Origin of the sequence: Microbacterium sp. NPDC058062 (assembly GCF_042885375.1) — a bacterium.
Lineage (GTDB): Bacteria > Actinomycetota > Actinomycetes > Actinomycetales > Microbacteriaceae > Microbacterium > Microbacterium trichothecenolyticum_C.
Genome location: NZ_JBHVSC010000003.1, coordinates 34,405 through 60,944 on the forward strand (window position 1 = coordinate 34,405; position 26,540 = coordinate 60,944).

Below are 26,540 nucleotides of genomic sequence, written 5' to 3' on the forward strand. Positions count from 1 at the left end.
CATCCTCCCATCCGCGAACTGTGCCGGCAGGGGCGGGCGGTGGGAGACTGGGCCGCATGACGCTCCACATCACGGGCGACGACGCCGCCGACCGCCTGCTCACCGACGACCCGCTCGCCCTGCTGATCGGCATGCTGCTCGACCAGCAGGTCGCGATGGAGACGGCGTTCGCCGGACCGCTCAAGATCTCGGAGCGGGCCGGGACGCTGGATGCCGCGGCGATCGCGAGCTTCGAGCCCGAGGCGTTCACGGAGCTCTTCAAGGCGACGCCCGCGGTCCACCGGTTCCCGGGCTCGATGGCAGCACGCGTGCAGGCGCTCTGCGCGGCGGTCGAGCAGGACTGGGGCGGCGACGCGTCGGCGATCTGGACCCGCCCGGCCGCGGAGCACGCCGAAGCACCGGACGGGCCGACCGTGCTGAAGCGGCTGAAGGCCCTGCCGGGCTTCGGTGAGCAGAAGGCGAAGATCTTCCTGGCCCTCCTCGGCAAGCAGTACGGCTTCACCGGCGCCGGCTGGCGCGAGGCGGCCGGCTCGTACGGCGACGAGGGGTCGTTCCGCAGCGTCGCCGACATCGTCTCGCCGGAGTCGTTGACGAAGGTGCGCGAGCACAAGCGCGCGATGAAGGCCGCGGCCAAGGGCTGACACGGAGGCGGCGATGAAGAAGACCGGAGGGGACGTCGACGAGTTCGTCGCCGCGGTGCGGCCCGCGAAGCGGCAACGCGATGCCGTCGCGATGATCGATCTTCTGCGGGAGGTCACCGGTCGCGAGCCGGAACTCTGGGGCACCATCATCGGCTTCGGCTCGTGCCACTACCGCTCGGCGGCCGGCAGCGAGGGCGACGCCCCGATCGCGGCGTTCTCGCCGCGCCGCGAATCCACGACGGTGTACACGCTGCGCACCGCCGCGCACGGCGAGCGGCTCGCGAACCTGGGGCCGCACGAGACCGGCGTCAGCTGCCTCTACATCAAGGACCTCGACGCGGTCGATGCCGGCGTGCTCCGCGAGATCGTCGCCGAGGACTACCGCCGCGTGCTCGCCGGCGAGACCGGCGACACGACTTACACCGTCACGGACTGACCACCCGATCGGCCTCCCCGGCTGCCCGGGTCGCGAGTCCTAAGGTGGACGACGTGCGGCTGAGGTTCTTCGGAGGACTCGCGGCGGAGGCGGACGGCGCTCCGCTCGAGATCCGCGGCCGCGGCCAGGAGGCACTGCTCTTCCGCCTCGCTCTCGACGCCGGAACGACGGTCGCGTACCGTTCGCTCGCCGAGGACGTCTGGCCCGACGACCTGCCCGAAGACCCCCGCGCTGCGCTGCAGTCCCTCGCGTCGCGCCTGCGCCGCGGTCTGCCCGCGGGCACGCTCGAGGCCGTGCCCGGCGGGTACCGGCTCGCGGTCGCCCGCGAAGAAGTGGATCTCGCCCGGTTCCAGGACCTCGTGGCCCGCGCCCGCCGCTCGACGGATCCCGCTGCGGCGGCGGGCGACGCGCGCGCGGCGCTGGACCTCTGGCGCGGCGACCCCTGGACCCCGGGCGACGGCTTCGACTGGGTCGTGCGCGACCTCCTCGAGGACCGCGCGCACGCCGAGCGCATCCTTGCGGCGACGGGAACGGATGCCGCGGATCCGGGCACGCCGCGCGACGCCGAGGACTCCTCCAGTCAGGGTGTCGATGCGTCGGTGCCCGCGGCGCTGACTCCGCTGATCGGGCGGCGGCGCGAGCTCGAACTCATCGGGGAGCAGCTGCGCGACGAGCGGCTCGTGACCCTGATCGGACCGGGCGGCGCGGGCAAGACGACCCTCGCGTTCGAGACCGCACGGCGCGCTCCCGGTGCGGTGGTGGTCGAGCTCGCGCCGGCGGCGCCGGGCGAGGTGTGGGCGGCCGTCGCGGGAGCGGTGGGGCGCAGCATCCGTGTCGGCGAACTCGTCTCGACGAGCGCGCGCGACCGCGTCGCGGAGGCGCTGGCGGGACGCACCCTGCTCGTGGTGCTCGACAACTGCGAGCACGTGTCGGCGGAGGCCGCCGCGGTCGCGCTCGAGGTGCTGCGCAGCGCTCCCGGGTCGCGGATCCTCGCCACCAGCCGCGAACCGCTGGGACTCGCCGGCGAGGCGTTCGTCGACCTCGGCCCGCTCCCCGACCGCGATGCCCGCGAACTGTTCTCGCGCCGGGTGCGAGCCGCGCGCGGCTCCGCTCCGACGCCGGACGAGGAAGCCGCTGTCGAGCGCATCGTGACGCGCCTGGACGGTCTGCCGCTGGCGCTCGAGCTCGCCGCGGCGAAGTCCCGCACGCTGACGATCGCCGAGATCGACAGCGGCCTCGACGACCGCTTCGCACTGCTGGCGACCGGGCCGAAGGCGATCGAGGCGCGGCATCAGACGCTCGGGGCGCTGATCGACTGGAGCTGGGAGACGCTGACGGATGCCGAGCGCACCGCACTGCGGGCCGCCGCGGTGTTCCCCGACGGGGTGGATGTGCGCGATGTGCCGGCGATCGGCGACGCGTTCTACGTGGATGCCGACGCCTTCGACGGGCTCGTCGACAAGTCGCTGCTGCGGCGGTCCGACCGGCGGCTGCGGATGCTCGAGACGGTCCGCGAGTACGGCATCGATCGTCTGCGCACGGAGGGACGCGAGGCCGAGTTCCGCGCGGTGCAGGCCCGGGCGATGGCCGGGCTCGCGGCACGCGAGGATGCGCGCCTGCGCGGACCCGAGGTGCGCGAGGCGCTCGCCTGGTTCGATGCCGACGACGAGAACCTCAGCGCGGCGCTGCGCGTCTGCGCCGACCAGCCGGGCATGGAGGACGTGGGGGTGCGCCTGGTGCGCGCGTGCCTGTGGACGTGGCTGATGCGCGAGCGCTTCGAGGAGCTGCAGTCCGGAGTCATGCGGTTCGGCGAGGCCGCCGCGAGCCTCGACTCGGAAGCGGCCGTGGTGGTGCGCGCGATCGCCCTGCTGGGCACGGCCTTCGCGCGCGATCTCGAGGACGCGGTCGAGGGTCCCTCGCGGCTCGACCCGGCGGCGGCGACCGGCGCTCCCGCGGCGGGGAGCACCGCCGCGCGTCCGGGCGAGCCGACCGTCGCGGGCCTGGCTCGTTTCGAGCGCGAGGTGCCGGCGGTGATCGAGGCCGCCGCTGAGCACCGCAGCGAACTGTCGGCAGCCCTGGGTCCGCTCCTGCGAGCCATCCTCGCCGCCGCGCAGAACCACCGACCCGGCGCGCCGTGGTCGCGGAACGTCACCATCGGCGACGAAGGACTCGAGGACGCCCCCACGTGGACCCTCGCCCTGATCAGCATGCTGCGATCGGCCATCGCGCAGAATGGCGGCGACAACCAGACCCTCGGCATCGAGAGCGAGAAGGCGGTGTCGACCTTCCGCGAGCTCGGGGACGTCTGGGGCACCGCGTTCGCGAGCCAGATGCGGTCGGAGTGGCTGCAGCTGGCGGGCCGGCTCGACGAGGCACTCGCCGTCGCCGATGCCTCGTCGGCCGGCCTCCTCGGCCTCACGTCGGTGACCGATCTCGTCCAGCAGCGGTCGCAGAGCATCGGCCTGCTGCTCAGGCTCGGCCGACTCGACGAGGCACGCGCACGACTGCACGAGTCGCAGGAGCTCGCACGGACGAAAGACTCGCCGCGCGCGATCGCGCAGACCGACATGGACGCGGCGGCCATCGAGATCGCGGTCGGCGACGGGGCGGCGGCTCTGCGCCACCTCGACATCGTCGCCGCCGAGATGCTGCCGTCGTTCCCGGATCAGCTGATCGCGTGGTCGCGCTCGCGCCGCGCGCAGGCCCTCCTCCTGGAAGGGCGGGTCGATGAGGCGCACGCCGCCCTTGCCGAGGCGCTCCCGGCTGCCGCCCGCAGCGGCGACCACCCCATCGTCGCGGACGTCGCCGTGTCGATCGCCGGTTGGCTCGCGACGACGGGACGGGATGTCGACGCCCGGCGCGCCCTCGTCGCCGCAGCGCGCCTGCGGGGCGGGGTCGACGCGTCCGACCCGTTCCTTCGTGTGATGCGCGAGCGCCTCGGGAACGACGTGCTGCTGCCGGATGCCGCTCCTCCGACGGTGCGGGGCGGATTAGACGGTGACGACGACATCGCCGTCCTCACTGCGTTCGTCGCTTGACTCTCCACGACGCGTCATCAGAAGGGTGCTTCGCCGTCGTAGGGAGCGGAGAGGAGCCGGTCGAAGACGCGGGAGGGGACGAACTGCACGGTGGAGAGCGGTTTGTCGGGGTAGCGGCGCTGCGCGGGGCTGGTCCACTCGAGGGTGCCATTCCCGGTCTGCCGGACGCGCCAGGTGGTGGCGTGCTTCAGGGTGTGATGTCGGCGGCAGAGGTGGGCGAGGTTGTCGTCTGCGGTTTCGCCGCCGAGGGCGCGGTCGATGGTGTGGTCGATGTCGGATCGTGTAGGGCGGTGCGGGCAGCCGGGGAACCGGCAGCGTTCGTCGCGGGCGCGGAGGAATCTTCGCAACGCGGCGGTGGGCCGGTATCTGTCTACGGTCAAGGGGAGGCCGCTGTGCGGGTGGTACATCACCCGGTCCCACCCGGGTGCGGCGGCTGCGAGCACGCACGCGGTGTCGCGGTCGATCGGACCGTAGCCGGCCAGCAGCGCGGGTTCGTTGCTCGCGCCGGCGGCGGTGAGCACCGGGATGGTGATCTGCACTTCGGCGCGGATCGCGGCGAGCGTGTCGCCGTCGCCGTGCCCGGTGGGCGCGCCGGTGAGGATGATGTCGGCGAAGAGGTCGGCGCGTAGTTCGTCGAGGGATCGCTCATCGCGCTGCGGCCCGGTGGTCAGCGCGGGTGAGTCCGGCGGGGCGACGAACGAACGGTCTGCGGGGGCGGGCTCCGTCAGGTTGGCCGTATCGGTGGCGTCCGTGACGTCGTCCGGCCCGCCCACATCGGCGGGGCTTTCCGGCTCTCCGGTCTCCTCGGCGGCCGCCGCTTCAGATTCAGCCGCCGCCGCTGCAGATTCGGCCGCAGTGGCGGCTGCGTCGGCTTGGGCGCGTTCGGCGTCACGTTCAGTCTCGGCCATCCGGGTGAGCCTGTCGTAGATCGCGTGGGCGAGCACCGCCGGCAGGTCGGCGAGCAGCCGTGACATGCCGTCGTCCAGGTCGACGACCCGGATCCGCCGTTGCCCGGCGGCGCGGCGCCGGAGTTCTTCGGCCAGGTCGGGGTCGATGCGGCCGGCGACGACCCGGGCGATCGCGCGGAGCCGGTGCGGGGTCTCGAACCCAGCGGCGTCCAGCACGATGCGTTCGTACTGCTCCCGCATCCCCGCGTCGGCGATCACCGCGCCGGCGTCGACGATCGCCGACGCGTGCGCCAGGTCGATGCGCCCGTCCGCGAGCGCCGCGAACGTCGCCGCGAACGACTCGCGGAGCGTGCTCGCCGCCGACATCCGCGCCTGCACCGCCCGGTCACTCAGCCGCATCGCCGCGCCGAGCTCGGCGGAGATCTCCCGCAACGGCAGGTCGTGCGGACTCTTGCGACCCGCCGCGCGTCGGGACTGCTCCCGAGCACGCACGATCTCGGCTGCATCCGTGAGCAACCGCACCTCTGCCGCCTGCAACTGCGCGATCGCCGCGCGGGTCGCCTGCACCTCGGTCACCACCCGGTCCAGCGCACCCCACGTCGCGTCGTCACTGCCGACTCGCTGGCCCATGATGCTCCCGCTGCACAGCACCCAGACGGGTGCGACGGAAGACCGAACGAAGTGGGCACGAGCTCGATCTCTTAGCCAGAGACTAGAAGCAACCTCCGACATTCACCGCGAGCGTCTCGGGAACGAGGTGCTGCTGCCGGATGCCGCTGCTCCGACGGCGCGGGGCGAATCAGACGGTGACGACGACGTCGCCGCTCTCGTCGCGCCGCTCGGCTGAGCCTGACCGACCCCGCGGGGCGGAGCGGCGCCAGCCCGAGGCATCCGTTGAGAACACGTGATCTCGCCGAGCGCACACGATCCTCGCGCGCACGACGGGTGCACTCGGCGAGAGCACATGAAGCGCACGGCCGGCCCGTCGCGAGGACCGTCAGACCTGACTCAGCGGTCTCGACCAGGCCACCTCGCGGTCGAGCTGGCCGGTCCGCCGGAACAGCTGCACCTGATGGGTGTCGGCCAGCGCCTGCGCGAGCTCGTCACGATCCGCCGGCGAGAACCCCAGCCCCTGCCAGAACGGGCCGGAACGACGGCTGAACAGCCACGCGGTGCTCGCACCCTCGTCTGCCGCGCGATCCAGCGCGAATCGAGCCAGCGTCGTACCGCTCCCCCGCGACCGCCAGGCGGGGCTCACCGCCACGCTGCGGATCAGCGCGTGCCGGCCGTCCGCACTGATCTCGTAGCCCGTGCTGCCGACGATCGCGCCGTGCTGGTCGCGGTCCAGCCACAGCCGGACGCTCGGCGCGTCGAGGCCGCTCAGCGTCAGGTCGACCTCGCGCAGGAACGCCGTCAGCGCCTCGACGTCGCCTGCGCGGCACTCCTCCAGCGGCACCCCACCAGTCAACCATCCGCGCACGACGCCGAAGGGCCGGGGCGGCTTCCGCCACCCCGACCCTTCCTACCCCGGCCCGTCGTCAGAGCCGCGGGCCGCGGCATCCACTCACGCTTTCCGCATGTACGCGCGCACCGTGAGAGGTGCGAACACCGCCACGATCACGGCCGCGCCCAGCAGCGCGGTGAAGACGTCGGCCGTCACCGTGCCCTCGTTGACGAGTCCGCGCACGGCGGTCACCAGGTGCGAGACGGGGTTCGCCTCGACGAACCACTGCAGCCAGTCGGGCATCGTGTCCGCCGGCACGAACGCGTTCGAGAGGAACGTCAGCGGGAAGAGGATGAGCATCGAGATGCCCTGCACGCTCGAGGCGGTGCGCGCGATCACGCCGAAGAAGGCGAAGATCCAGCTCATCGCCCACGAGCAGGCGATGACGAGGAGCCCGGCCGCGATCACGCCCGCCAGTCCGCCGCCGGGGCGGAAGCCCATGATGAAGCCCATCGTGAACGTGAGCGTCGTGGCGATCGTGTAGCGCAGGGTGTCGGCCAGCAGCGCGCCCGACAACGGCGCGATGCGCGCGATCGGGAGCGAGCGGAAGCGGTCGAACACGCCCTTGTCCATGTCTTCGCGCAGCTGCACTCCGGTGACGACGGAGGTCGTGATCACGGTCTGCACGAGGATCCCCGGGATGATGATCGGCAGGTAGTTCTGCACATCGCCGGCGATCGCGCCGCCGAAGATGTAGGTGAACATCAGCGTGAAGATGATCGGCTGCACCGTCACGTCGATGAGCTGCTCGGGGGTGCGCCGGATCTTGAGGATGCCGCGCCACGCCATGGTGAGGGTGTTGCGCACCGTCAGGCCGAGCGTCGAGCGGTTCGAGAGGTCGCGGTCGGCGACCGGGGTGATGGGGGTCGCGATGGCGGTCATGCGCGGGCTCCTTCGAGTTCGTCGGCCGTCGCATGGGCGGCCTCGTCGTCCTCCGGCACGCCCTTGCCGGTGAGGGTGAGGAAGACCTCGTCGAGCGACGGCTGCTGCACGCTGAGCTCCTCGAGGTGCAGATCGGCGTCGCGGAACGCCACGAGCAGGTCGGCGACGCGATCGGGATCGCTCATCGGCACGGTGAGACGTGCGGCCTCGGGCGAGACGATGGCCGTCACACCGAGCACGCGCGAGATCTCGCGCTGCGCCTCGATGATGTCGGATCCCGTGCGCAGCCGCAGCAGCAGCGAGGACTGGCCGACCGAGGCCTTGAGCTCGAGCGCCGTGCCCTCGGCGACGACGGTGCCGCGGTCGATGACGGCGATGCGGTCGGCGAGCTGGTCGGCTTCGTCGAGGTACTGGGTGGTCAGGAGCACCGTCGACCCGGTCGCCACGAGCCGGCGGATGGTGTCCCACATCTGCCCGCGGGTGCGGGGGTCCAGGCCCGTGGTCGGCTCGTCGAGGAAGATCAGCGGGGGCTGGGCGATGAGGGATGCTGCGAGGTCGAGGCGGCGGCGCATGCCGCCGGAGAACTTCGCCAGGGGCCGGGTGGCGGCCTCGGTGAGGGAGAACTCCTCGAGGAGCTCTGCGGCCTTGCGTTTCGCGTCGATGCGCGAGAGCCCGAGGAGGCGGCCGAAGATCACGAGGTTCTCGGTGGCCGAGAGCGTCTCGTCGACGGACGCGAACTGGCCGGTGAGGCCGATGAGCTGGCGCACGATCTGCGGGTGGCGCACGACGTCGTAGCCGAAGATCTCGGCCTTCCCGGCGTCGGGGCGCAGCAGGGTGGCCAGCATGCTGATGGTGGTGGTCTTGCCCGCGCCGTTGGGGCCGAGCACGCCGTAGACGGTGCCGGCTTCGACGGTCAGATCGACGCCGTCGACCGCGCGGTTGGCGCCGAAGCTCTTGACGAGGCCTTCGGCGCGGACCGCGGGGGTGCGGGATGCGGAACTGGTGATGGTCATGGGATTCGCCTTTCGACGTCCCCCAGAGTGCGCCCGGGGCGCTGTCACCCCGCTGTCGCCCGCGGCGTCCCGCTGTCACGCCGTTGTCATCGTGCTGTCGAGAGGGACGGATGCCTCGACAGCACGCCTGCGGAGCGCGTTTTCCACATCCGGTCCAGGATTGGACACCGGGTCCCAACCCCTGGCTAGGGTGGAAGGACCCGCCCGCCCCGCACCCTTGCAGGAGACACCGTGCTGCCCTTCCTGATCGTCGGAGGCGTCGGCCTCGCCGTGCTGCTGATCTCGCTCATCGTCGGCGACATCTTCGACCACTTCGACATCGGCGACGGCGCCATCTCGGGCACCGCCCTGGGCATCGCGGCCGTGGTGTTCGGGGCATCCGGCGCCCTCACCACCACGAACGGGCTCGACACGCTCTGGGCGTACGTGCTCGCCGCGGTGCTGGCGATCATCGCCTACGTCATCGCGGTGCTCTTCGTGAAGCGGCTGACCAAGAGCTCGGACGGCGTGCCGGCGTCGGCGCTCGGCCTGTCGGGCGTCACGCGCTCGACGGTCTCCCCTGCCGGCGGCGAGGTCAGCCTCGACGGTCCACACGAGGTCGAGCGACGCCTCGCCTACGCGGACGACACCATCGCCGAGGGCGTGCGCGTGCGCGTCATCGAGCACGCCGGCACCCGCGTCAAGGTCGTCGCGGAGTAGATCCCCACCGCGGTCCGGGTCGGGAACCCCGGGTCACGGCATCCCACGAGAAAGGTCGTCCATGACGAACGAACTCATCCAGATCATCGCGGTCGTCGCCCTCATCGTGGCGGTGCTCGGACTGATCACCTTCATCGCGCGGCGCATCCGCCGCGTCCCTCCGAACGAGGCGCTGGTGATCGTCGGACGCGGGGCCGGCCGCCCGGCACCCGGCGAGACCGGCAGCGGCCAGCGCGTCGTGATCGGCGGTCGCACGTTCGTGTGGCCGATCCTGCAGCAGGGCTTCTCGATCTCGCTCGAGCAGCGTCAGATCGGCATCACCGTCGAGGGCGTCGACAAGAACCGCATCAAGATCGCGATCAAGGCCTCGATCAACTTCAAGGTCTCCGGCACGGAGGACGGCGTGCGCCGCGCCGCACAGCGCTTCCTCTCGCAGCAGGACCTCCTCACCGAGATCATCAAGGAGTCGCTCGAAGGGTCGCTCCGCTCGATCGTCGGCGACATGACCATCGAGCAGATCATCTCCGACCGCAAGAGCCTCTCCGACCGCGTCGTCGCCGAGACCAAGGCCGACCTCGTCGAGCAGGGTCTGCAGGTCGACCTCCTCAACATCAGCGACATCTCCACGCCCGGCAGCGACTACCTCGCCAACCTCGGCCGCGCCGAGGCCGCCCGCGCACGTCAGGTCGCCGAGATCAGCGAGGCCGAGGCATCCCGCGCCAGCGAGTTCGCGCGCATCGAGGCGTCGGAGCAGATCGCGGAGCGCCAGAAGGCGCTCGCCCTCAAGCAGGCCACGATCAAGGCCGAGACCGACCGCGCGAACGCCGAAGCACAGGCTTCCGGCCAGCTCGCCACGGCCGAGCAGGACAAGCTCGTCGCCGTGCAGGAGCGCGAGGCCCTCACCGAGCAGGCGCTCGTGACGCAGGAGCGTCTCGACATCGAGATCCGCAAGCCCGCCGAGGCGCAGGCCTACGCCGAGGTGCAGCGCGCGACGGCCCTCCGCGACGCGGCCAACGCCGCGACCGAGGCCGACGCCTACAAGCGCACCAAGATCGCCGAGGCGAACAAGGTCGCCGCCGTGCAGGACGCCGAAGCCGCCGCGACCGCGGTGCGCTTCTCGGGTGAGGCCGAGCGCGACAAGCAGGTCGCCCTCGCCGCCGGTATCAAGGCCGAGGGTGAGGCCCGCGCCTCGGCGATCCAGGCCGAGGGTCTCGCCGAGGCCGCCTCGACCGACGCGAAGGCGCTCGCGCTGCAGAAGTACGGCGAGGCCGCGCTCGCGCAGGAGATCATCTCGCGCCTGCCCGACATCGTCCGGGCCGCGGCCGAGCCGATCGCCTCGATCGACAAGCTCACCGTCGTCTCGACCGACGGCGCATCCGAGATGACGAAGACCGTCGGACGCGTGCTCGGCGAGGGCACCGAGGTCGTGAAGGGCCTCACCGGCCTCGACCTCACCACACTGCTGCAGGCCTTCGCGCTGAAGACCGCGGGGGCCGACGCGCTGTCCGCAGCCGGCGACGCGGGCACCGCTGCGAAGAACGCCGCGAAGGATGCCGCCACCGCGATCGGCGGCTGACCCTTCTGTCGCACAGCGCCCGGCCCCGCGAGGGGCCGGGCGCTGTGCCGTTCCCCTGCGGTTCGGGCTACTTCAGGACCCGGCCGCTCACCGCCAGCGTCAGGCGGCGCGGCATCACCCCGGCCGCCCACGCGCTGACCGCATTGGCGCGGCCGGAGACCGCGCTCGGCGGCACGACGTCACGGTCGAGCTTGCGGAGGGTCAGCTCGACGACCTGCGCCGGCGTCTTGAACCGGCCGACCGCGGCATCGGCGCCGGTGACGTCGAAGAACTCGGTGCGCGTCGCGCCAGGGCTCATCGCGATCACGCCCAGCCCCGACCCCTTCGTCTCGTATGCGAGGGCTTCGGTGAAGCTCAGCACGAAGGCCTTCGTCGCACCGTAGACCGCCATGTTCGGGCAGGGCTGGTAGGCGCCGGTGCTCGCGATGCCGATGAGCGCACCGCGGCCGTCGGCGACCATCTCGGGAAGCACCTCGCGCGTGATGGCCACGAGCGCCGAGACGTTGACCTGCACCATCTCGCCGATACGCACGGCATCCGCCTGTGCGAACGACCCCTTCATGCCGAACCCGGCGTTGTTGACGAGGCTCTGCACGCGGATGCCCCGTTCGTCGAGCTCGCGCCGAAGCACCGCGGCGGCGTCCGGCCGCGTGAGGTCGAGGGCGATCGGCGTCGCCCGCACGCCGTGATCACGGGCGAGGCGATCGGCGAGCTCGCGCAATCGGTCCTCACGGCGGGCGACGAGCACGACGTCCGCGCCGCGCGCGGCGAACTGCGTCGCGTATTCGGCCCCCAGGCCCGAGCTCGCGCCGGTGATGAGCGCGGTGGTTCCGCGATAGTCCCTGGTCATGTCAGCAGGTTAGGCACCGACCGCGCTCGCGGATAGACCGCCGGCGTGATCCGCTCGCGCTGCCGGAATCGGCGTCCGCGCCCGTCCCGAACGACCGCGCATTGCAGGAATCGACCGCGCGAAGCTCGCGCCCCCGCATGACGCGAGACGCCCCACCCCGCCCGCAGACGACGGATGCCTCGACCCGGCGGGTCGAGGCATCCAGGGTCCTGCGGGTCACGCGCCCTTCAGGCGCTCCGCGAGGTAGTCGTGCAGGGCGTCGAGCGGGACGCGCTCCTGGCCCATCGTGTCGCGGTCGCGCACGGTGACGGCGCGGTCGTCGAGCGAGTCGAAGTCGACCGTGACGCAGAAGGGCGTGCCGATCTCGTCCTGGCGGCGGTAGCGGCGGCCGATGGCGCCGGCGTCGTCGAAGTCGATGTTCCAGTCGCCGCGCAGCTGCTCGGCCACCTCACGGGCGATCGGCGAGAGCTGCTCGTTGCGCGACAGCGGGAGCACCGCGACCTTCACGGGAGCCAGGCGCGGGTCGAGCTTGAGCACGGTGCGGGTGTCGGTGCCGCCCTTCGCGTTCGGCGCCTCCTCCTCGTGGTACGCGTCGACGAGGAAGGCCATCATCGCGCGGGTGAGACCGAACGAGGGCTCGATGACGTACGGGATGTACTTCTCGCCCGAGGCCTGGTCGAAGTAGGTCAGCGACTGGCCCGACGCCTCCGAGTGCGAGGTCAGGTCGTAGTCGGTGCGGTTGGCGACGCCCATGAGCTCGCCCCACTCCTTGCCGGCGAAGCCGAAGCGGTACTCGACGTCGATGGTGCCGTCGGAGTAGTGTGCACGGTCCTCTGCGGGCACGTCGAACCGGCGCATGTTGTCGGGGTCGATACCGAGGCCGACGAACCAGTCCCAGCACTCGTCGACCCAGTGCTCGAACCACTCCTGCGCGTCGGCGGGCGGCACGAAGTACTCGATCTCCATCTGCTCGAACTCGCGCGTGCGGAAGATGAAGTTACCGGGGGTGATCTCGTTGCGGAACGCCTTGCCGACCTGGCCGATGCCGAACGGCGGCTTCTTGCGGCTGGCGGTGAGCACGTTCGAGAAGTTCACGAAGATGCCCTGCGCCGTCTCGGGGCGCAGGAAGTGCAGGCCCGACTCGTCGTCGACGACGCCGAGGTAGGTCTTCACGAGTCCCGAGAACGCCTTGGGCTCGGTGTACTGGCCCTTCGTGCCGCAGTTGGGGCAGGGGATGTCGGCGAGGCCGTTCTCGGCCGGGCGGCCCTTGCGCGCCTCGAAGTCCTCGAGGAGGTTGTCGGCGCGGAATCGCTTGTGGCACTGCAGGCACTCGACCAGCGGGTCGGTGAAGGTCGCGACGTGACCGGATGCCTCCCACACGCGCTTGGGCAGGATGATCGACGAGTCGAGGCCGACCATGTCGCCGCGGCCGCGCACGAACGTCTGCCACCACTGGCGGCGGATGTTCTCCTTGAGCTCCGTGCCGAGGGGGCCGTAGTCCCATGCCGACCGGGATCCGCCGTAGATCTCACCCGCTTGGAACACGAACCCGCGGTGACGGGCGAGGGCGATGACTTTGTCGAGGCGAGACTGCTCGGCCACGGTGGCTCCAATGGTCGGGAGGGGATGCACGAGAGTGCGAGAAGCCGCTGACCGCGGCATCCGTCGATTCTAGTCGTCGCGGGAAGAGGACCCGGCGGCGAGCGCCTCGTCGCGCTCGGCGCGCCAGCCGACCAGATAGGGAGCGGCCACATTACCGGCGTGCGCTGCGCGCACCGCTGCCGCAGCAGGCGCGAGGGCATCGAGGTCTTCGTCGGACGCACGGTGGCCGAAGGGGAAGGGGAACCTCGAGCAGAAGTGCTCCATCCACAGCAGCACGAGGTCGTCGTGCCCGATGCTGTCGTACGTGAAGGATCCGCGCTCGTGCCGCGTGATGCGCCATCCGCCGCCGGAGTCAGGGATGGCTCCGAAGTCGGGGTCTCCGAGCCACCGCCAGGACGCGCCGCCCTTGACCGGCGCTCCCCAGGTGACGTGCTCGGCGAGCAGCGGTGCGAGCCGCTCCGGCGTCCAGGGGGCCGGGAAGTACGTCGCCAGGCTCAGCCGCAGCTCGGCGCCGCTGAGATCCCTGCCCGCTTCGACCCGCCAGCCGCTGCGGGCGTCGAGGGTCTCGAGCAGCGCGGTGACGGCGGCCGACGGACCACCGTCGTCGATGAGGGCGAGGTGCAGCTGAAGCAGCCGCCGATACCGGGCCGCCTCCTGATCCGTCGCGAACGGTGGCAGCGGGATGCCGTCCACCGCCGGCCTGCCCCACGGGACTCGGTCGGGCAGAGCGTCACTCACTGGGCTTCCCCTCGTCCTTGGCCTGCTCGAACGCGCGGTCCCACTCCTGCAGCTCCTTGCGGCGGCCGATGAGTCCGTCGAGCGACACCTGGAAATGCAGCCCCCGGCGGGCGTTGACCTGCTTGATGTTCTCGACGAGCTCGGTCGAGAACGAGGTCAGCGCGGCGCGCACCTCACGGACGCGGTCGACCGGGTCGTCCCACAGGTCGGGGTGCTGCAGGATGTCGAGCAGATAGTCGCGGTCGAGGGCCGCCGTGAGCTTGCGCAGCGTCTCGCCGTACTCGACGGCAGCCGTGGCCCGCTGGCCCTCGTCCCCCTTGCGGTCGAGGCGTTCGAAGAGCTCCGTCGTGTTGTTCGCGACGGTCACGATCTCGCTCGCCACCTCGGTCGCATCGCGATTTCCGGATGCCCCGGCCGCCGCGTACTCGCCGCTCAGCGCCCGCAAGCGCCCGACGAGGGGGCGCACGGTGTCGGGAAGCGGCGCGTGGTGGCCAGGGGTGCCGCGGCGACCGCGCCGGCGGAGCACCGCCCAGAGCGCGCCGCCCGCCGCGACGAGCACGACGAGGCCCAGTGCGCCGCCGACGATGAGGCCGCCGTCGACGCCGCCGGAATCAGGGACGTAGTCATCGGGATACGCGGCGACAACCCCCTCGACCGTCTGCACGATGGAGGCGTCGAGGCCGTCGGGGGAACCCTCCGCCTCGTTGGCGATCCGCATCGCCTCGCCGGACGGCAGCACATGTGATCCCGCCCAGAGGTCGTTACCGACCGCGACGATGATCGTGTCGTAGTCGGTTCGGCCGGCGAGCGACGCCACCATCTCCCGGCCGCTCATGTCGAACGCCTGGTTGTCGGGGAACACGACGACCGCGATCGACTCGTCGGTGACCTGCTGGTCCAGCGTCTGCTGCAGCTGCGTCCCACCGGACACGTCGCTCGAGACGTACACGTTGCTGCTCGCGAGCGCGTCGACGGCGTCGTCGAGGTAGACGTCCGCCGCGTTCAGGCCGAGATCGTGGGGCATCCTGCGCCGTTCAGAAGTTGTTGATCACGGACGCGAAGACGAGGTCGATCTTCGCGGCGTCGGACGCGTCGAACCACTGGCCGCCGGTCGCCTCGGCGATGCGCTGCAGCGCGCCGGTGTCGGCCCCTTCGCCGTACGCGATCGGGAAGATGCGCACCGGCGCCTCGTCGCCGCCCTCCTTGGACGCGGCGCCGATCTTCGCGACGAGCGAGTCCAGCGAGATCTCGGAGTCGGTGTCCTGGCCGTCCGACAGCAGCACGATCGCGTTGATGCGCCCGGGCTGCGCCCGCGCGACCATCTCGTCGTACGCCGCGGCGATTGCGTCGTACAACGGCGTGCCGTCGCGGTGCGCGAAGCGCAGGTCGTCGAGCGACGAGTCCACGGACTCCCGGTCGCTCGCGAGCGGAGACACGTCGCGCAGCACGACGATGTTCTTCCCGGCCTCCGACTCGACGCCGGTGGTGAACGCCCACACGCCGACCTCGTCGGACGAGCGGAAGTGGCCGAGGGTCGCCTGCGCGCCCTCGATCGCGCCGTCGAGCTTCGAGCGGCCGTCGCCGATCGCCTCGTCCATCGAGCCCGAGATGTCGATCACCTCGAGCACCGACGACGGCTTGCGGATCTGCGTCCACTGGTCGATCGCGGCCGACACCACGTCGACGGCGGGCTTCGGCAGCGTGACCGCAGGGCCGGCAGGGTCGACGCCGTACTCGGCCGTGAAGAGGTCGCCCAGCGGCGCCGAGGCATCCAGCGGGCGGAATCCGTACTCGGGCAGGATCTTCTGCGCCGCATCCGTCTGCAGGAAGGCCGCGAACGCCGCGCCCGCCTCGGCCTGCTCGGGCGTCACCCAGTCGGCGCCGAGCACGGTGATCGGGTTGTCGGACCACATCGAGCCGCCCGACGGGTACACCGCGACCAGCTTCTCCTTCGGAGGCGTCAGCGTCTCACCCGGCTGGACCGTGTGCGAGTCGGGGTTGCCCTGGTTGTAGTTGAGCAGCGAGGTCTCTTCGAGCGCCACCGCCGAGACGTAGCCCGAGCCGCCGGCGCCGTTCTGGGTCTCGTCGTAGAGCCGCGTCAGCACCTTGCCGGTGGTGTCGCCGTAGTGGATGACGCACTCCTCGAACACGCGCGAGAACTCGGCCGCGGCGGCCACGTCTGCAGCGGTGAGGTCGGCGTTCTTGCCGGAGGCCTCGTACGACTGCATCAGGATCGCCGAGAGCCCGGTCGTCGACGTGTTGGGATTCGTCTTCGAGATCTTGAAAGAGCCCCACAGCGGCTTGCCGACGCTCGCCCAGCCCGCGGGGTCCTGGCAGAGCGCCTCGAAGTCCGCGATGCCGATCGGCGACGCCGGGTAGCCGAGCGCCTTCGCCATCGTCTCGGGAACGCCGAACACGACCGGCGTGTGCGTGAACGATTCGGGCTCGCCGACGAGGGAGGCGGATGCTGCGGCCGCGACCCGATCGGTCCACACCGTCGACGCGGGCGACCACATCGTGGGCCAGCGGCGCGTGTCGTCGTCGGGCCAGTCGCCGCCCGCCGTGAGGAAACGGGTCGCGTCGCCCGACGAGACGTTGATCGGATGCACGGTCGCGCATTCGGCGAGCTGCTCGTGCTGCGACGACTCCTTGAACGCGTCGGCCAGCGCGTCGAGCATGTTGACCTTCTCGGACGACGTCGCCACGACGACGCTCGTGCAGCCGTCATCGGCGAAGTCGCCGCCGCCCGACTCCTCGACCACGGGATCGGCGCCGAAGCAGCCGGTCAGCGCGATGGCCGAGGCGATCAGCACTGCCGCGCCCGCGAGCAGACGCGGTCGGATCCAGGCGAGGGGCGAGCTGTCGGCGGGCGAGCGCCGGCTTCGTGCGGGCATGGCAGAAGCCTAAGGCTCCCGGCCGCAGGCGCACAGACGAGCGGCACCTCCCCGGCCGCGCACACGCGGCATACGCTGGTCGCGTGGATCGGAGGTCGCGATGACCGAGCCCGCTCCGAGACGTCCCGCTCGCCTCTCGCGGTGGCTCGCGGTCGCCCTGCTCGCGCTTCTCGCACTGCCCGGGTGCACCGCCATGGCTCCGCACGGGGACGAGCTGTACGCGTCCGCGCGACAGGCGAACCTGCTGTTCAAGGAGGCCGTCGCCGCGCTGCTCGTCCACGTCTCGGACGGCACCTGGCAGGTGCAGGAGTACGGGGACATCCCCGTCGACTGCCGGGACGGCTATGCCTTCTCGCTGCACCGCACCACGTACGAGGGCTGGACGACCGACGCCGACGCGCCGACGACGGCGGATCGCCTCGGCGAATGGCTGATCGCCCGAGGCTGGACGACGAGGCCACCCGCGCAGCACGCCGACGGTGAGGTCGTGGTCGAGGCGTCCGATCCCTCGCTGGACGTCGCGACGCTCACGATCGAGATCCGCGGCGGCGCGGGCAGGGCGGACGCGATCGGCGTGGGCGCCACGAGCACCTGCTTCGACGGCGATCCCGCGGAGCTGACCGCGATCCTCTACCCCGGGTGGCCCGACCATCCCGTCGCGCACGAGCCGCTGCCCGTCGGCGAGCTCGCCGGGGCGACGCCGATCTTCGGCTTCACCGAGGATGGTGAGCCGCGGTGACGTCGGGGGTCACACCTCCCGCAGCGCGTCGCGTCCGATCTCGGCGACGGAGGTGTGCCCCGAAAGCCCGAGGGTGATGTCGAGCTCGGCCAGCACGTTGCGCACCACCTCGCGCACGCCGGCCTCGCCCGCAACGCCGAGGCCGTAGGAGTAGGGACGCCCGAGCGCGACCGCCGTCGCGCCGAGAGCGAGCGCGATGAACACGTCGGAGCCCTGCCGCACGCCGGAGTCGAAGACGATGGGCACACGTCCGGCGACGCGCTCGGCGATCGTGGGCAGCACCTCGAGGGTCGGCACGGACTGGTCGATCTGACGCCCGCCGTGGTTCGAGATCCAGATGCCGTCGACGCCGGCATCGAGCGCCCGGATCGCGTCGTCGGGATGCACGATGCCTTTCAGGATGATCGGCAGCGACGTCCACTGCCGGGCCTTCGACAGGTCGTCCCACGTGAGCGCCGGCGTCGAGAACACATCGAGGAACGTCTCCACCGCGGCGCGCGGCAGCGGCGAGCGCAGGTTCTCGCGCACGCTGCTCGTGCCCGTGAGGGCCGCGCCCTTGCGCGCGATCCGCACCCCCGCCGCCACCGCTTTCGGGGTGACCTTGACCGGCGGCGGAGGCGGGGCGGCAGCATCCATCGCCGTTCCGGTCGCTGAGCCTGCCGAAGCGCGATCGCGCACCAGCTGCTGGAAGACGGGGTCGCTCGTGTACTGCGCGATGCCCATCGCCCGCGTGAACGGCAGGTACGCCAGGTCGAGATCGCGCGTGCGCCATCCGAGGAGGTGGGTGTCGAGCGTCACGACGACCGCTTCGCATCCGGATGCCTCGGCCCGGCGCAGCAACGACGCGTTGAGCTCGTCGGACGCCGACCAGTACAGCTGAAACAGCCGCGCGCCGTCGGGCGCGGCATCGGCCACCGCCTCCATCGGGAAGGAGGCCTGGTTCGACAGCGTGTACGGGACGCCGAGCGAGGCCGCCGCCCGCGCCACCGCAAGGTCGGCGTCGGCGTGGGCCATCTCCATGACCCCGAGCGGGGCGAGCAGGAGCGGCGTGGGCCGCCGCACGCCGAACAGGTCGATCGACAGGTCGCGCGACGACACGTCCCGCAGCGGCCGCGGCCACACCTGCCAGCGGCCGAAGGCGGCGCGGTTCGCGGCGACGGTGCGCTCGGCGCCCGCTCCCCCGGCGATGTACGCGAACGCCTCGGCGCTCAGCGCCTTGCGTGCCGCGGCCTCGAGGGCATCGGTGTCGACCGGCACGCGAGGCCGGGTGCCGCTGATGCCGGCGCGGTAGATGTCGGACTGGGCCCGACGCGAGATGCCGCGCGACGCGGCGGCGGGGTCGTCGGGAGCAACGCTGCTCTGGGCCATGCCCGCCAGCCTACGCAGAACGGCGGCGCGCCGAGCCCGCCGCCGACACGGTCCGTATACGCATCGGCGGCGGGGGTCTGGGAAAGCGCTCGCCGGGAACCCTAGGGCACCGGGCGCCGGCGGCGCAAGGTGTGCAGGTCAACTCGTAAAAACGTTTCACGCAGTTCTTGCCTCTCGGCACGACGCCGTGCCAGACTGCGAGCGACCGAGTGCGGGAAACGCTTTCCGCGGTCGGGACAACAAAACCGGACCGCGGCACCAGCGCGGTCCACACCGGACAGGGCTCGAGTCCGTACGCGCCCGGTTCACGACGACGGATGCCGCGATGCCGCGGCGTGCGCCGTCATCCTTTGCCGATGCTGACAACAGGAGGAACCGTGCCCCACGTGTCCGCACGCGCCGACGGCGCGACGCGACCCGCAGAACACGCCCCCGCGGCCCGCGCACCCCGCCGCGGGCTTCGACTCACCGCGATCGCCGGCGCCACCGCCGTGGTCGCGGCTCTCATCACCGCGACCCCCGCCGCGGCGCTGCTCCCCCCGGCCGACGACGGCGCCTGGCGCTTCGACTTCGGCACCGCGACGAGCGCCGTCGCCGAGGGCTGGCAGCAGGTGCGCACGACATCGCTGTACACCGCCGACACCGGCTGGGGCATCACCGTGCCCGAGGGCGTGACGCTCTTCGACCGCGACCGCAGCACCGACGGCTCTCCCACCGGCCCGATGGAGGACGACTTCGTCGCCGGCACGAACTGGGGCTTCCAGCTCGACGGCCTGCCCGAGGGCGACTACGAGGTCACCGTGACCATCGGCGACGGCCTGAGCACCGCATCCGGCACCAACGCCACCGTGACCCTCGAGGGTGTCGCGCAGACCCGCATGACCTCGGCGCGCGGCCTCAACACGACCGCGACCTTCACCACTTCCGTCACCGACGGCCAGCTCACGGTGGGCTTCACCGGCTCAGGTCTCGGTGCCTACATCAACGGCCTGGTCGTCGCGCCGATCGTTCCCGACGCGCCGACGGGCCTCGCCACGACCCGCGTCGCCTGGAACGGCGTCGACCTCGCATGGACCGCCGTCGACGGCGCGACGACGTACCAGGTGCTGCGCGCGCCCGTCGCGAACGACACCACCGGCGAGTTCGCGCAGATCGCCGAGACCACCGACCCCTCCTACAGCGACACCTCCGTCGCCGAGGGCGCTTCGTACGCCTACGCGGTCGTCGCCGTGGACGACGACGGCGTGGCCTCCGCCTCGTCGGCCGAGGTGCGGTCGGGCGTCATCCCCGAGCTCGTCGCGCCGGCCGCCCCGGCCGACCTCGCTGTGGCGCAGGTCACGCGTGACGCGGTCGTGCTCTCGTGGTCGGCCGTCGCGAACGGCGACGAGTACGTCGTCGAGCGCGCGGGCGCCGATGGCGTCTTCTCCGCGCTCGCGACCGTCACGACGCCGGGATACACGGATGCTGCCGACACGGCGCAGCAGTGGACCTACCGCGTCACCGCCCGCAACCAGGCGGGCTCCTCGCCGGCCTCGGCCGCCGTCACCTCGAACGTGTACACCGCTCCCGCACCGCTTCCCGCCGGCGATGTCGTGACGTTCGACTTCGGCCCGGGCCAGGTGGCCGACGGCGCGCTGTCGGTGACGTCGGCGACGGCGTACAACCCGGAGTGGGGCTACGGCTTCTCGACTGCGCCCACCTCGGCAACGCCCGATGTCGACCGCGGCGGCTCCGACGCGCTGCGCGGCGACTTCGTCGCCGCGGCCGGCTCGACCTTCGAGGTCGACCTCGGCGCCGGCGACTACTCCGTGCGCCTGGTCTCGGGCGACGCCCAGGCGGCGACCACGACCACCGTCACGGCCGAGAGCATCGCGAAGGTGCTGGCGAACCCGCAGGCCGCGGGCGCGTTCCTCGACATGTCGTTCACGATCGCCCTCGTCGACGGCACGCTGGCGCTGCAGTTCGCAGGCGACGCGCCTGCCGTCAACGCGCTGACGATCACGCGCCTGCCGGCACGTGTCGCCGGCGCCATCTCGACGGCGTTCCTCACCGGCGACTCGACCGTGCAGACCTACGACCCGATCGCGTATGCGCCGCAGGCCGGCTGGGGTCAGATGATCGACCGGTTCTTCGCCGACGACATCGCCTTCCAGAACAACGCCATCGGCGGCCGCTCGTCCAAGAACTTCATCACGCAGGGCCGTCTCGACGAGGTGCTGCGCAGCATCCGTCCCGGCGACTACCTCTTCGTGCAGTTCGGGCACAACGACGCCACCCAGGGTGTCGACGACCGCTACGCGAGCCCCGCGGACTACAAGGAGTACCTGCGGGTCTACGTCGACGGCGCGCGCCAGCGCGGGGCGACCCCGATCCTCGTCACGCCGGTCTCGCGGCGGAGCTTCGACGCGGCCACCGGCATCTTCAACGTGAGCTTCCCCGAGTACGTCGACAAGATGAAGGAGCTCGCCGCCGAGGAGGACGTGCTGCTGGTCGACCTGTCGGCATCCAGCCGCGCGTACTTGAACGAGATCGGGCCGGAGGCGGCGAAGGCCGTGTTCCTGCACGTCGATCCGGGCATCTTCGCGAACCGGCCCGCCGGCATCGTCGACGACACGCACTTCCAGGAGTACGGCGCGATCCAGATGGCCCGGCTCATCGCGCAGGATGTCGCGGGACTGGACTCGCCGCTCGCGGCGAAGGTCTCCGACATCGCACCGCCCGCCGACGTTCCCGCGGCTCCGCAGAACGTCGTGGCCGGCGCGATCAGCAACGGCGGCGCGACGCTCCAGTGGGATGCCTCGCCGACGGCCGACATCTACAAGATCTACCGTCAGGCGGTGGCCGACACGGCCCCCGAGTGGACGCTCGTGGGCATGGTGACGCAGACGAGCTCGATCGTGCAGGGGCTCGCCGAGGGCACCGGCTACCGGTACCGCGTCGTCGCGGTGAACGGCCGCGGCGAGTCCGCGCCGAGCACCGCCGTGACCTTCACGACGAAGCAGGCGGTGTACAAGTACGACTTCCAGCTGGCGGGCAACCCCCTGATGGCGGGGTACACCGAAGTGAACCCGAACACGGCGTACACGGCCGAGCGCGGGTACGGCTTCCTCAACACCCTGGCCGCGAACGCCGGCCGTGACCGCGGCGCCGCGACGGGCTCGAACGACCTCGTGCGCGACTTCGTGCTCCCGGGCGACAGCTCGACCTTCGCCCTGGACGTCCCGAACGGCACCTACTCGGTGAAGACCTACTCGGGCGACTGGATCGGATCGACGCGCACGAGCTTCCGCATCGAAGGCAAGGAGGCGGGCACCGGCAACGCCGGCACGGGCAGCGTCAACTCGACCCTGCGCGGACCGTACCTCGTCACCGACGGGCAGCTCAACGTCGAGGCGTACGGCGCCGCCGCGGGCACGCGCCTCAACGGCCTGGAGATCACGCCGATCCTCCTCGGGCCGGTGGGCCTCGAGGTCGTCGATGTGAACGCCGACCCGGCAGCGCCCAGCGTCTCGCTGGCGTGGGATGCCGAGCCCGACCTCACCTGGAACGTCTACCGGAAGTCGCCGTTCGACGCCAAGCCGGTCCTCGTCGCGGCGGTGAGCGAGCCCGCATTCGTCGACACGACGGCTCGCGTCGGGCTCGACTACGCGTACCACGTGACCGCGGTCGACCAGACGAAGCTCGAGTCGGTGCCGTCGGCCACGGTCGAGGTCTCGTTCGTCGACGCCGACGTGACGCCGCCCGCGGCACCGTCGGGGCTCGCGGTCGAGAGCATCGAGAAGCGCTCGGTGGAGTTCTCGTGGGCGCAGCCGCTGGGTGCGCTGTACTACCTGGTGTTCCGCTCCGAGGTCGAGGGCGAGCGCGGCGAGCTGATCGGCGTGGCCGACGCGAGCCGCTACACCGACACCGACGTGCTCACCACGATCCCGTACTTCTACACGGTGGTCGCGGTGAACGCGGGCGGCGCCGGTGCTGCGTCCGCGCAGCTCGGCACCGAGGCGGTGACGGTGCTGCAGCGCCAGGCCGAGTACCTCGACCGCGCCCCGGCGGCGGTGTCGACGGATGCCGGGAACCTGGTGTCGTGGCGCATGCTCGGCACCGATCCCGACAGCGTGGCCTTCCACGTCTACCGTGACGGGAAGCGGGTCACCTCGACGCCGATCACGGACTCGACGAATTATCTCGACGAGGCCGGGGGCGCAGCATCCGTCTACTTCATCACCAAGGTGCTGGACGGCGTCGAGACCACCGAGACGGACTCGTTCGGCGTGCAGGCCGGTGCGTACCGGTCGGTGCCGCTCGACAAGCCGGCCGACGCCTACGGCAAGGACGGCCAGCCGTACACCTACTCCGCCAACGACACGGGCGTGGGTGACGTGGACGGCGACGGCCAGTACGAGCTGCTGGTGAAGTGGGATCCGTCCAACGCGAAGGACAACTCGCAGGCCGGGTACACCGGCAACGTGTACCTCGACGCCTACCGGCTCGACGGGACGCGGCTGTGGCGCATCGATCTGGGCGTGAACATCCGGGCCGGCGCGCACTACACGCAGTTCCAGGTGTACGACTACGACGGCGACGGGCGTGCCGAGGTCATCATGAAGACCGGCGACGGCACGATCGACGGCGTCGGCCAGCCGATCGGCAACGCCAGCGCCGACTACCGCAACAGCTCGGGCTACGTGCTCACGGGCCCCGAGTACCTCACGGTGTTCAACGGCCTGACCGGCGCCGCGATCGACACCGTGGACTACGTGCCTGCCCGCGGCGACGTCGGAGCCTGGGGTGACGCCTATGGCAACCGGGTGGACCGGTTCCTCGCGGCGACGGCGTACCTCGACGGCGAGCACCCGAGCGCGGTCTTCAGCCGCGGGTACTACACCCGCGCGGTGATGGCGGCGTACGACTTCGACGGCTCGAAGCTCACCCAGCGGTGGGTGCTCGACTCGAACGAGGACGGCAACGAGGGCTTCTACGGGATGGGCAACCACAACCTGTCGGTGGCCGACGTCGACGGCGACTCGAAGGACGAGATCGTCTACGGCTCGGCGACGGTCGACGACGACGGGCAGCTGCTCTACTCGACCGGCCTCGGCCACGGCGATGCGATCCACGTGTCGGACCTCGTGCCCTCGAACCCGGGCCTGGAGGTCTTCGCGGCCCACGAGGACATGGCCAACTCCGGCAACGTCGGCGCCACGATGCGCGACGCCCGCACCGGCGAGGTGCTGTGGTCGATCCCCGCGGTGAAGGACACCGGCCGCGCGGCATCGGGCGACATCGATCCCCGCTACGACGGTGCCGAGGGATGGGCCATCGGCGGCGACGCCGCGTGGAACTCCCCCGTCGGCCAGCTGAAGTCGTCCACGGGCGAGCTCATCGGCGAGAAGATCCCCGCGGCGAACTTCCTCGCGTGGTTCGACGGCGACCCGCTGCGCGAGATCGTCGACCACGACTGGAATGCGACCACGTCCCAGGGCGTGCCGACGATCGCCAAGTGGAACTGGGAGACCGAGTCCGCCGACGTGATCGTGAAGGCCGACGGCGCCCGCTCGAACAACTCGACGAAGGGAACGCCCAACTTGCAGGCCGACCTGTTCGGCGACTGGCGCGAAGAGATCGCGTGGCGCTCGGCCGACTCGAGCGAGCTGCGGATCTACTCGACCACCGCCGAGACCGACCTGCGTCTGCGCACGCTGATGCACGACCCGGTCTACCGCCTGTCGGTCGCGTGGCAGAACACCGGCTACAACCAGCCGCCGCAGACGTCGTTCTTCCTCGGCGACGGTATGAGCACCCCGCCGGCGCCGCGCATCTCGGTCACCGGCGACCCGTCGGGGGCGACGGACACCACCGCACCGGTGCTGTCGGGGCTGCCCGCGGACGGCACGCTGTTGCCGAGCACGGGCACGTTCACGGTGGGGGTGAGCGCGGACGACCCGGAGTCGGGCGTGCGCAACCTCGACATCGCGTTCGACGGCGAGCCTGTCGCACCCGGCCAGGTCATCGCCCTGGCCGACAAGGTGGGCGTGCACACGCTCACGGTCAACGCGGTCAACCACGACGGCCTCGTCACCGCCGCGGCGGTAAAGCTGCTGGTGTTCGACGACGAAGGCGCCACGGCCAAGCCCGGCCGCGGTGCACTGTCGACCAACTCCGGCTGGGAGGACGGCCTGCACGACGGCACGTTCACGGTGTCGATGAACCTCTGGTCGGGGGTCAACGGCGCGGTGTACAAGCTGTACGAGAACGGCACGCTCATCGCCACCAAGCTGCTGGACGCGAACTCGCCGAAGGCGCAGCTGTCGACCGTCGACGTGTCGGGCAAACCCAACGGCACCTACGTGTACACCGGCGAGCTGAGCAACGCGAAGGGCACCACCGCGACCACCTCGGTCACGGTGAAGGTGAAGGACGCCGCACCCGCGGCACCCGTCCTCTCCCACGACAACTGGGACAAGGACGGCAATTACACCCTCACCGCCAACCTGTGGTGGGGCACCAACGCCACCACCTACCGCCTGTTCGAGAACGGCACCGTGATCGACCAGCAGTCGCTCACCGCCGCCTCCCCGAACGCGCAGAAGGCCCAGACGGCGGTGGCGGGCCGCGCACCCGGCACGTACACCTACGTCGCCGAATTCGCCAACGCCGCCGGAACCACCAACTCCCAAGCGATCACGGTCACCGTGAAATAGCGGACACCGGGAATGCGGCCGGTCGCCTTCGGGCGGCCGGCCGCTTCGCGTTCCCGGCCGCGTGACCCGGAGTCAGCCGCCGAAGCCGCACCAGGCGGCGACCCACGTCAGGATGCGGCCGCGCATCTCCTCGCCGACGAACAGCTCGACCGAACCGGACTCGCCCTCGAGCTCGACGGCCAGGCCGAAGATCGTGCCGCGCTTGTCCTCCTGGACGGCGTGCGGGTCGCAGCGGAAGGGCACGATCGGGATCTGCACCACGATCGGCGCCGCGTCCCCCTCGGCGACCTCGATGTCGAGTGCGTGGACCTCCTCGGAGGTCGCCCCGGCGAAGTCGATCAGGTTCGTGCGTCCGATGCCCTCGATCGTCACCGCCCCGTCCCCGGTCGGGCTGACCGTGAGCTCGAGCGCCGCAGGCGCGCCCGGTGCGGAGGGCTCGAAGTCGGTGAAGGCGAGGGCGGCAGCATCCGTCACCCTCTCGAGCAGGCACTCGCGGGCGTGGAGCTCCGCGAGGAATCCGAGGGGATCGGGAGCGGATGTCGTCACCTCGGTCGACGCGGCGTCACCGGTCAGCTCGAGCACGACGTGGGCCTCGCCGTCGTCGGGCGCGGTGCAGTCGACGGGCGGCAGCTGCACGCGGATGTCGACGGTGCCCCCGGGCGCCACGGTGCTGACGCGACCGGCGATCACGCGGCTCGCGGGGCCGTCGAATCGCGCGTCTTCGACACGGACCTCTCCGACCGTGAGCGGCGCATCGCCGCCGTTCTCGAGATGCACCTGGGCCTGGCGGCCGGCGACGTCCGAGCGCAGCTGCTGGAGCTCGACGACGACCCCGGCGGGCAGCGTCGGCGCGGGCTCGGAGCTCGGGGGCGTCGCGGCGCACCCGGTCAGCGCCAGCGCACCCGCGAGCGCGAACACCCCGAGGCGGGGACGCGGTCGCGCCGGGGTCCGCAT

General features: G+C 71.5%; 18 protein-coding genes. 7 read left to right on the forward strand and 11 right to left on the reverse strand.

What is annotated here, in order from left to right; genetic code table 11:
* Positions 1-56 precede the first annotated feature (56 nt).
* The 3 genes from ACFVSU_RS09420 to ACFVSU_RS09430 are packed head-to-tail and all read left to right on the forward strand — an operon-like array spanning position 57 to position 4,115.
* Positions 57-641, forward strand: a complete 585-nt coding sequence (locus tag ACFVSU_RS09420; RefSeq protein ID WP_387141433.1) for an HhH-GPD-type base excision DNA repair protein — start codon at positions 57-59, stop codon at positions 639-641.
* Positions 642-654: 13 nt separating this feature from the next.
* Positions 655-1,077: a DUF1801 domain-containing protein gene (locus ACFVSU_RS09425; RefSeq protein ID WP_387141436.1), complete on the forward strand. Its 423-nt coding sequence runs from the start codon at positions 655-657 to the stop codon at positions 1,075-1,077.
* A gap of 53 nt (positions 1,078-1,130) precedes the next feature.
* Positions 1,131-4,115: an ATP-binding protein gene (locus ACFVSU_RS09430; RefSeq protein WP_387141439.1), complete on the forward strand. Its 2,985-nt coding sequence runs from the start codon at positions 1,131-1,133 to the stop codon at positions 4,113-4,115.
* A gap of 17 nt (positions 4,116-4,132) precedes the next feature.
* Here the strand turns inward: ACFVSU_RS09430 and ACFVSU_RS09435 are convergent, their stop codons facing one another.
* The 4 genes from ACFVSU_RS09435 to ACFVSU_RS09450 all read right to left on the reverse strand — a co-directional run bounded on the left by ACFVSU_RS09435 (position 4,133) and on the right by ACFVSU_RS09450 (position 8,422).
* Positions 4,133-5,653, reverse strand: coding sequence for a DUF222 domain-containing protein (locus ACFVSU_RS09435; RefSeq protein ID WP_387141442.1), 1,521 nt, complete (start codon positions 5,651-5,653; stop codon positions 4,133-4,135).
* Positions 5,654-6,020: 367 nt separating this feature from the next.
* Positions 6,021-6,479: a GNAT family N-acetyltransferase gene (locus ACFVSU_RS09440; protein ID WP_387141445.1), complete on the reverse strand. Its 459-nt coding sequence runs from the start codon at positions 6,477-6,479 to the stop codon at positions 6,021-6,023.
* Between the two features lie 108 nt (positions 6,480-6,587).
* Entirely contained in the window at positions 6,588-7,409 is an 822-nt protein-coding gene (locus ACFVSU_RS09445) for an ABC transporter permease (RefSeq protein ID WP_387141448.1), read from the reverse strand.
* The gene (locus ACFVSU_RS09450) at positions 7,406-8,422 is read right to left on the reverse strand and encodes an ATP-binding cassette domain-containing protein (protein WP_387141451.1); all 1,017 of its coding nucleotides are present in this window, start codon (positions 8,420-8,422) and stop codon (positions 7,406-7,408) included. Before ACFVSU_RS09450 ends, ACFVSU_RS09445 begins: the two co-directional genes overlap by 4 nt.
* A gap of 231 nt (positions 8,423-8,653) precedes the next feature.
* Between ACFVSU_RS09450 and ACFVSU_RS09455 the strand changes: the two genes are divergently transcribed.
* Together ACFVSU_RS09455 and ACFVSU_RS09460 are read left to right on the forward strand one after the other, a co-directional pair.
* Positions 8,654-9,121 carry an NfeD family protein gene (locus ACFVSU_RS09455; protein WP_310243591.1) on the forward strand — a complete coding sequence of 156 codons (468 nt, stop codon included), beginning with the start codon at positions 8,654-8,656 and terminating at the stop codon, positions 9,119-9,121.
* Between the two features lie 61 nt (positions 9,122-9,182).
* The gene (locus ACFVSU_RS09460) at positions 9,183-10,697 is read left to right on the forward strand and encodes a flotillin family protein (protein WP_387141455.1); all 1,515 of its coding nucleotides are present in this window, start codon (positions 9,183-9,185) and stop codon (positions 10,695-10,697) included.
* 67 nt (positions 10,698-10,764) lie between these two features.
* Here the strand turns inward: ACFVSU_RS09460 and ACFVSU_RS09465 are convergent, their stop codons facing one another.
* The 5 genes from ACFVSU_RS09465 to ACFVSU_RS09485 all read right to left on the reverse strand — a co-directional run bounded on the left by ACFVSU_RS09465 (position 10,765) and on the right by ACFVSU_RS09485 (position 16,781).
* Entirely contained in the window at positions 10,765-11,547 is a 783-nt protein-coding gene (locus ACFVSU_RS09465; protein ID WP_387141458.1) for an SDR family NAD(P)-dependent oxidoreductase, read from the reverse strand.
* Positions 11,548-11,763: 216 nt separating this feature from the next.
* On the reverse strand, positions 11,764-13,149 hold the full coding sequence (locus ACFVSU_RS09470; RefSeq protein WP_387141461.1) for a glycine--tRNA ligase: 1,386 nt from the start codon (positions 13,147-13,149) through the stop codon (positions 11,764-11,766).
* A gap of 69 nt (positions 13,150-13,218) precedes the next feature.
* The gene (locus ACFVSU_RS09475) at positions 13,219-13,887 is read right to left on the reverse strand and encodes a hypothetical protein (RefSeq protein WP_387141464.1); all 669 of its coding nucleotides are present in this window, start codon (positions 13,885-13,887) and stop codon (positions 13,219-13,221) included.
* The gene (locus ACFVSU_RS09480) at positions 13,880-14,911 is read right to left on the reverse strand and encodes a hypothetical protein (protein ID WP_387141467.1); all 1,032 of its coding nucleotides are present in this window, start codon (positions 14,909-14,911) and stop codon (positions 13,880-13,882) included. The genes ACFVSU_RS09475 and ACFVSU_RS09480 overlap by 8 nt, the downstream gene beginning before the upstream one ends.
* A 10-nt stretch (positions 14,912-14,921) precedes the next feature.
* A complete protein-coding gene (locus ACFVSU_RS09485) occupies positions 14,922-16,781 on the reverse strand; it encodes a substrate-binding domain-containing protein (RefSeq protein ID WP_387141470.1) in 1,860 nt (619 codons plus the stop codon).
* A gap of 100 nt (positions 16,782-16,881) precedes the next feature.
* Between ACFVSU_RS09485 and ACFVSU_RS09490 the strand changes: the two genes are divergently transcribed.
* The gene (locus ACFVSU_RS09490) at positions 16,882-17,520 is read left to right on the forward strand and encodes a hypothetical protein (protein WP_387141472.1); all 639 of its coding nucleotides are present in this window, start codon (positions 16,882-16,884) and stop codon (positions 17,518-17,520) included.
* Positions 17,521-17,529: 9 nt separating this feature from the next.
* On the opposite strand, the gene ACFVSU_RS09495 is transcribed toward ACFVSU_RS09490, so the two are convergent.
* A complete protein-coding gene (locus tag ACFVSU_RS09495; protein ID WP_387141475.1) occupies positions 17,530-18,888 on the reverse strand; it encodes an alpha-hydroxy-acid oxidizing protein in 1,359 nt (452 codons plus the stop codon).
* A gap of 386 nt (positions 18,889-19,274) precedes the next feature.
* Between ACFVSU_RS09495 and ACFVSU_RS09500 the strand changes: the two genes are divergently transcribed.
* Positions 19,275-25,586, forward strand: a complete 6,312-nt coding sequence (locus ACFVSU_RS09500) for a fibronectin type III domain-containing protein (RefSeq protein WP_387143463.1) — start codon at positions 19,275-19,277, stop codon at positions 25,584-25,586.
* Positions 25,587-25,658: 72 nt separating this feature from the next.
* Here ACFVSU_RS09500 and ACFVSU_RS09505 read toward each other — a convergent pair whose 3' ends face one another.
* A complete protein-coding gene (locus tag ACFVSU_RS09505) occupies positions 25,659-26,540 on the reverse strand; it encodes a hypothetical protein (RefSeq protein WP_387141477.1) in 882 nt (293 codons plus the stop codon).

Coding starts and splice junctions, on each gene's coding strand:
- ACFVSU_RS09425 (WP_387141436.1), top strand. CDS start 655: ATGAAGAAGACCGGAGGGGACGTCGACGAGTTCGTCGCCGCGGTGCGG.
- ACFVSU_RS09420 (WP_387141433.1), top strand. CDS start 57: ATGACGCTCCACATCACGGGCGACGACGCCGCCGACCGCCTGCTCACC.
- ACFVSU_RS09495 (WP_387141475.1), bottom strand. CDS start 18,888: ATGGCCCAGAGCAGCGTTGCTCCCGACGACCCCGCCGCCGCGTCGCGC.
- ACFVSU_RS09435 (WP_387141442.1), bottom strand. CDS start 5,653: ATGGGCCAGCGAGTCGGCAGTGACGACGCGACGTGGGGTGCGCTGGAC.
- ACFVSU_RS09445 (WP_387141448.1), bottom strand. CDS start 7,409: ATGACCGCCATCGCGACCCCCATCACCCCGGTCGCCGACCGCGACCTC.
- ACFVSU_RS09485 (WP_387141470.1), bottom strand. CDS start 16,781: ATGCCCGCACGAAGCCGGCGCTCGCCCGCCGACAGCTCGCCCCTCGCC.
- ACFVSU_RS09465 (WP_387141458.1), bottom strand. CDS start 11,547: ATGACCAGGGACTATCGCGGAACCACCGCGCTCATCACCGGCGCGAGC.
- ACFVSU_RS09450 (WP_387141451.1), bottom strand. CDS start 8,422: ATGACCATCACCAGTTCCGCATCCCGCACCCCCGCGGTCCGCGCCGAA.
- ACFVSU_RS09490 (WP_387141472.1), top strand. CDS start 16,882: ATGACCGAGCCCGCTCCGAGACGTCCCGCTCGCCTCTCGCGGTGGCTC.
- ACFVSU_RS09460 (WP_387141455.1), top strand. CDS start 9,183: ATGACGAACGAACTCATCCAGATCATCGCGGTCGTCGCCCTCATCGTG.
- ACFVSU_RS09480 (WP_387141467.1), bottom strand. CDS start 14,911: ATGCCCCACGATCTCGGCCTGAACGCGGCGGACGTCTACCTCGACGAC.
- ACFVSU_RS09505 (WP_387141477.1), bottom strand. CDS start 26,540: ATGCGGACCCCGGCGCGACCGCGTCCCCGCCTCGGGGTGTTCGCGCTC.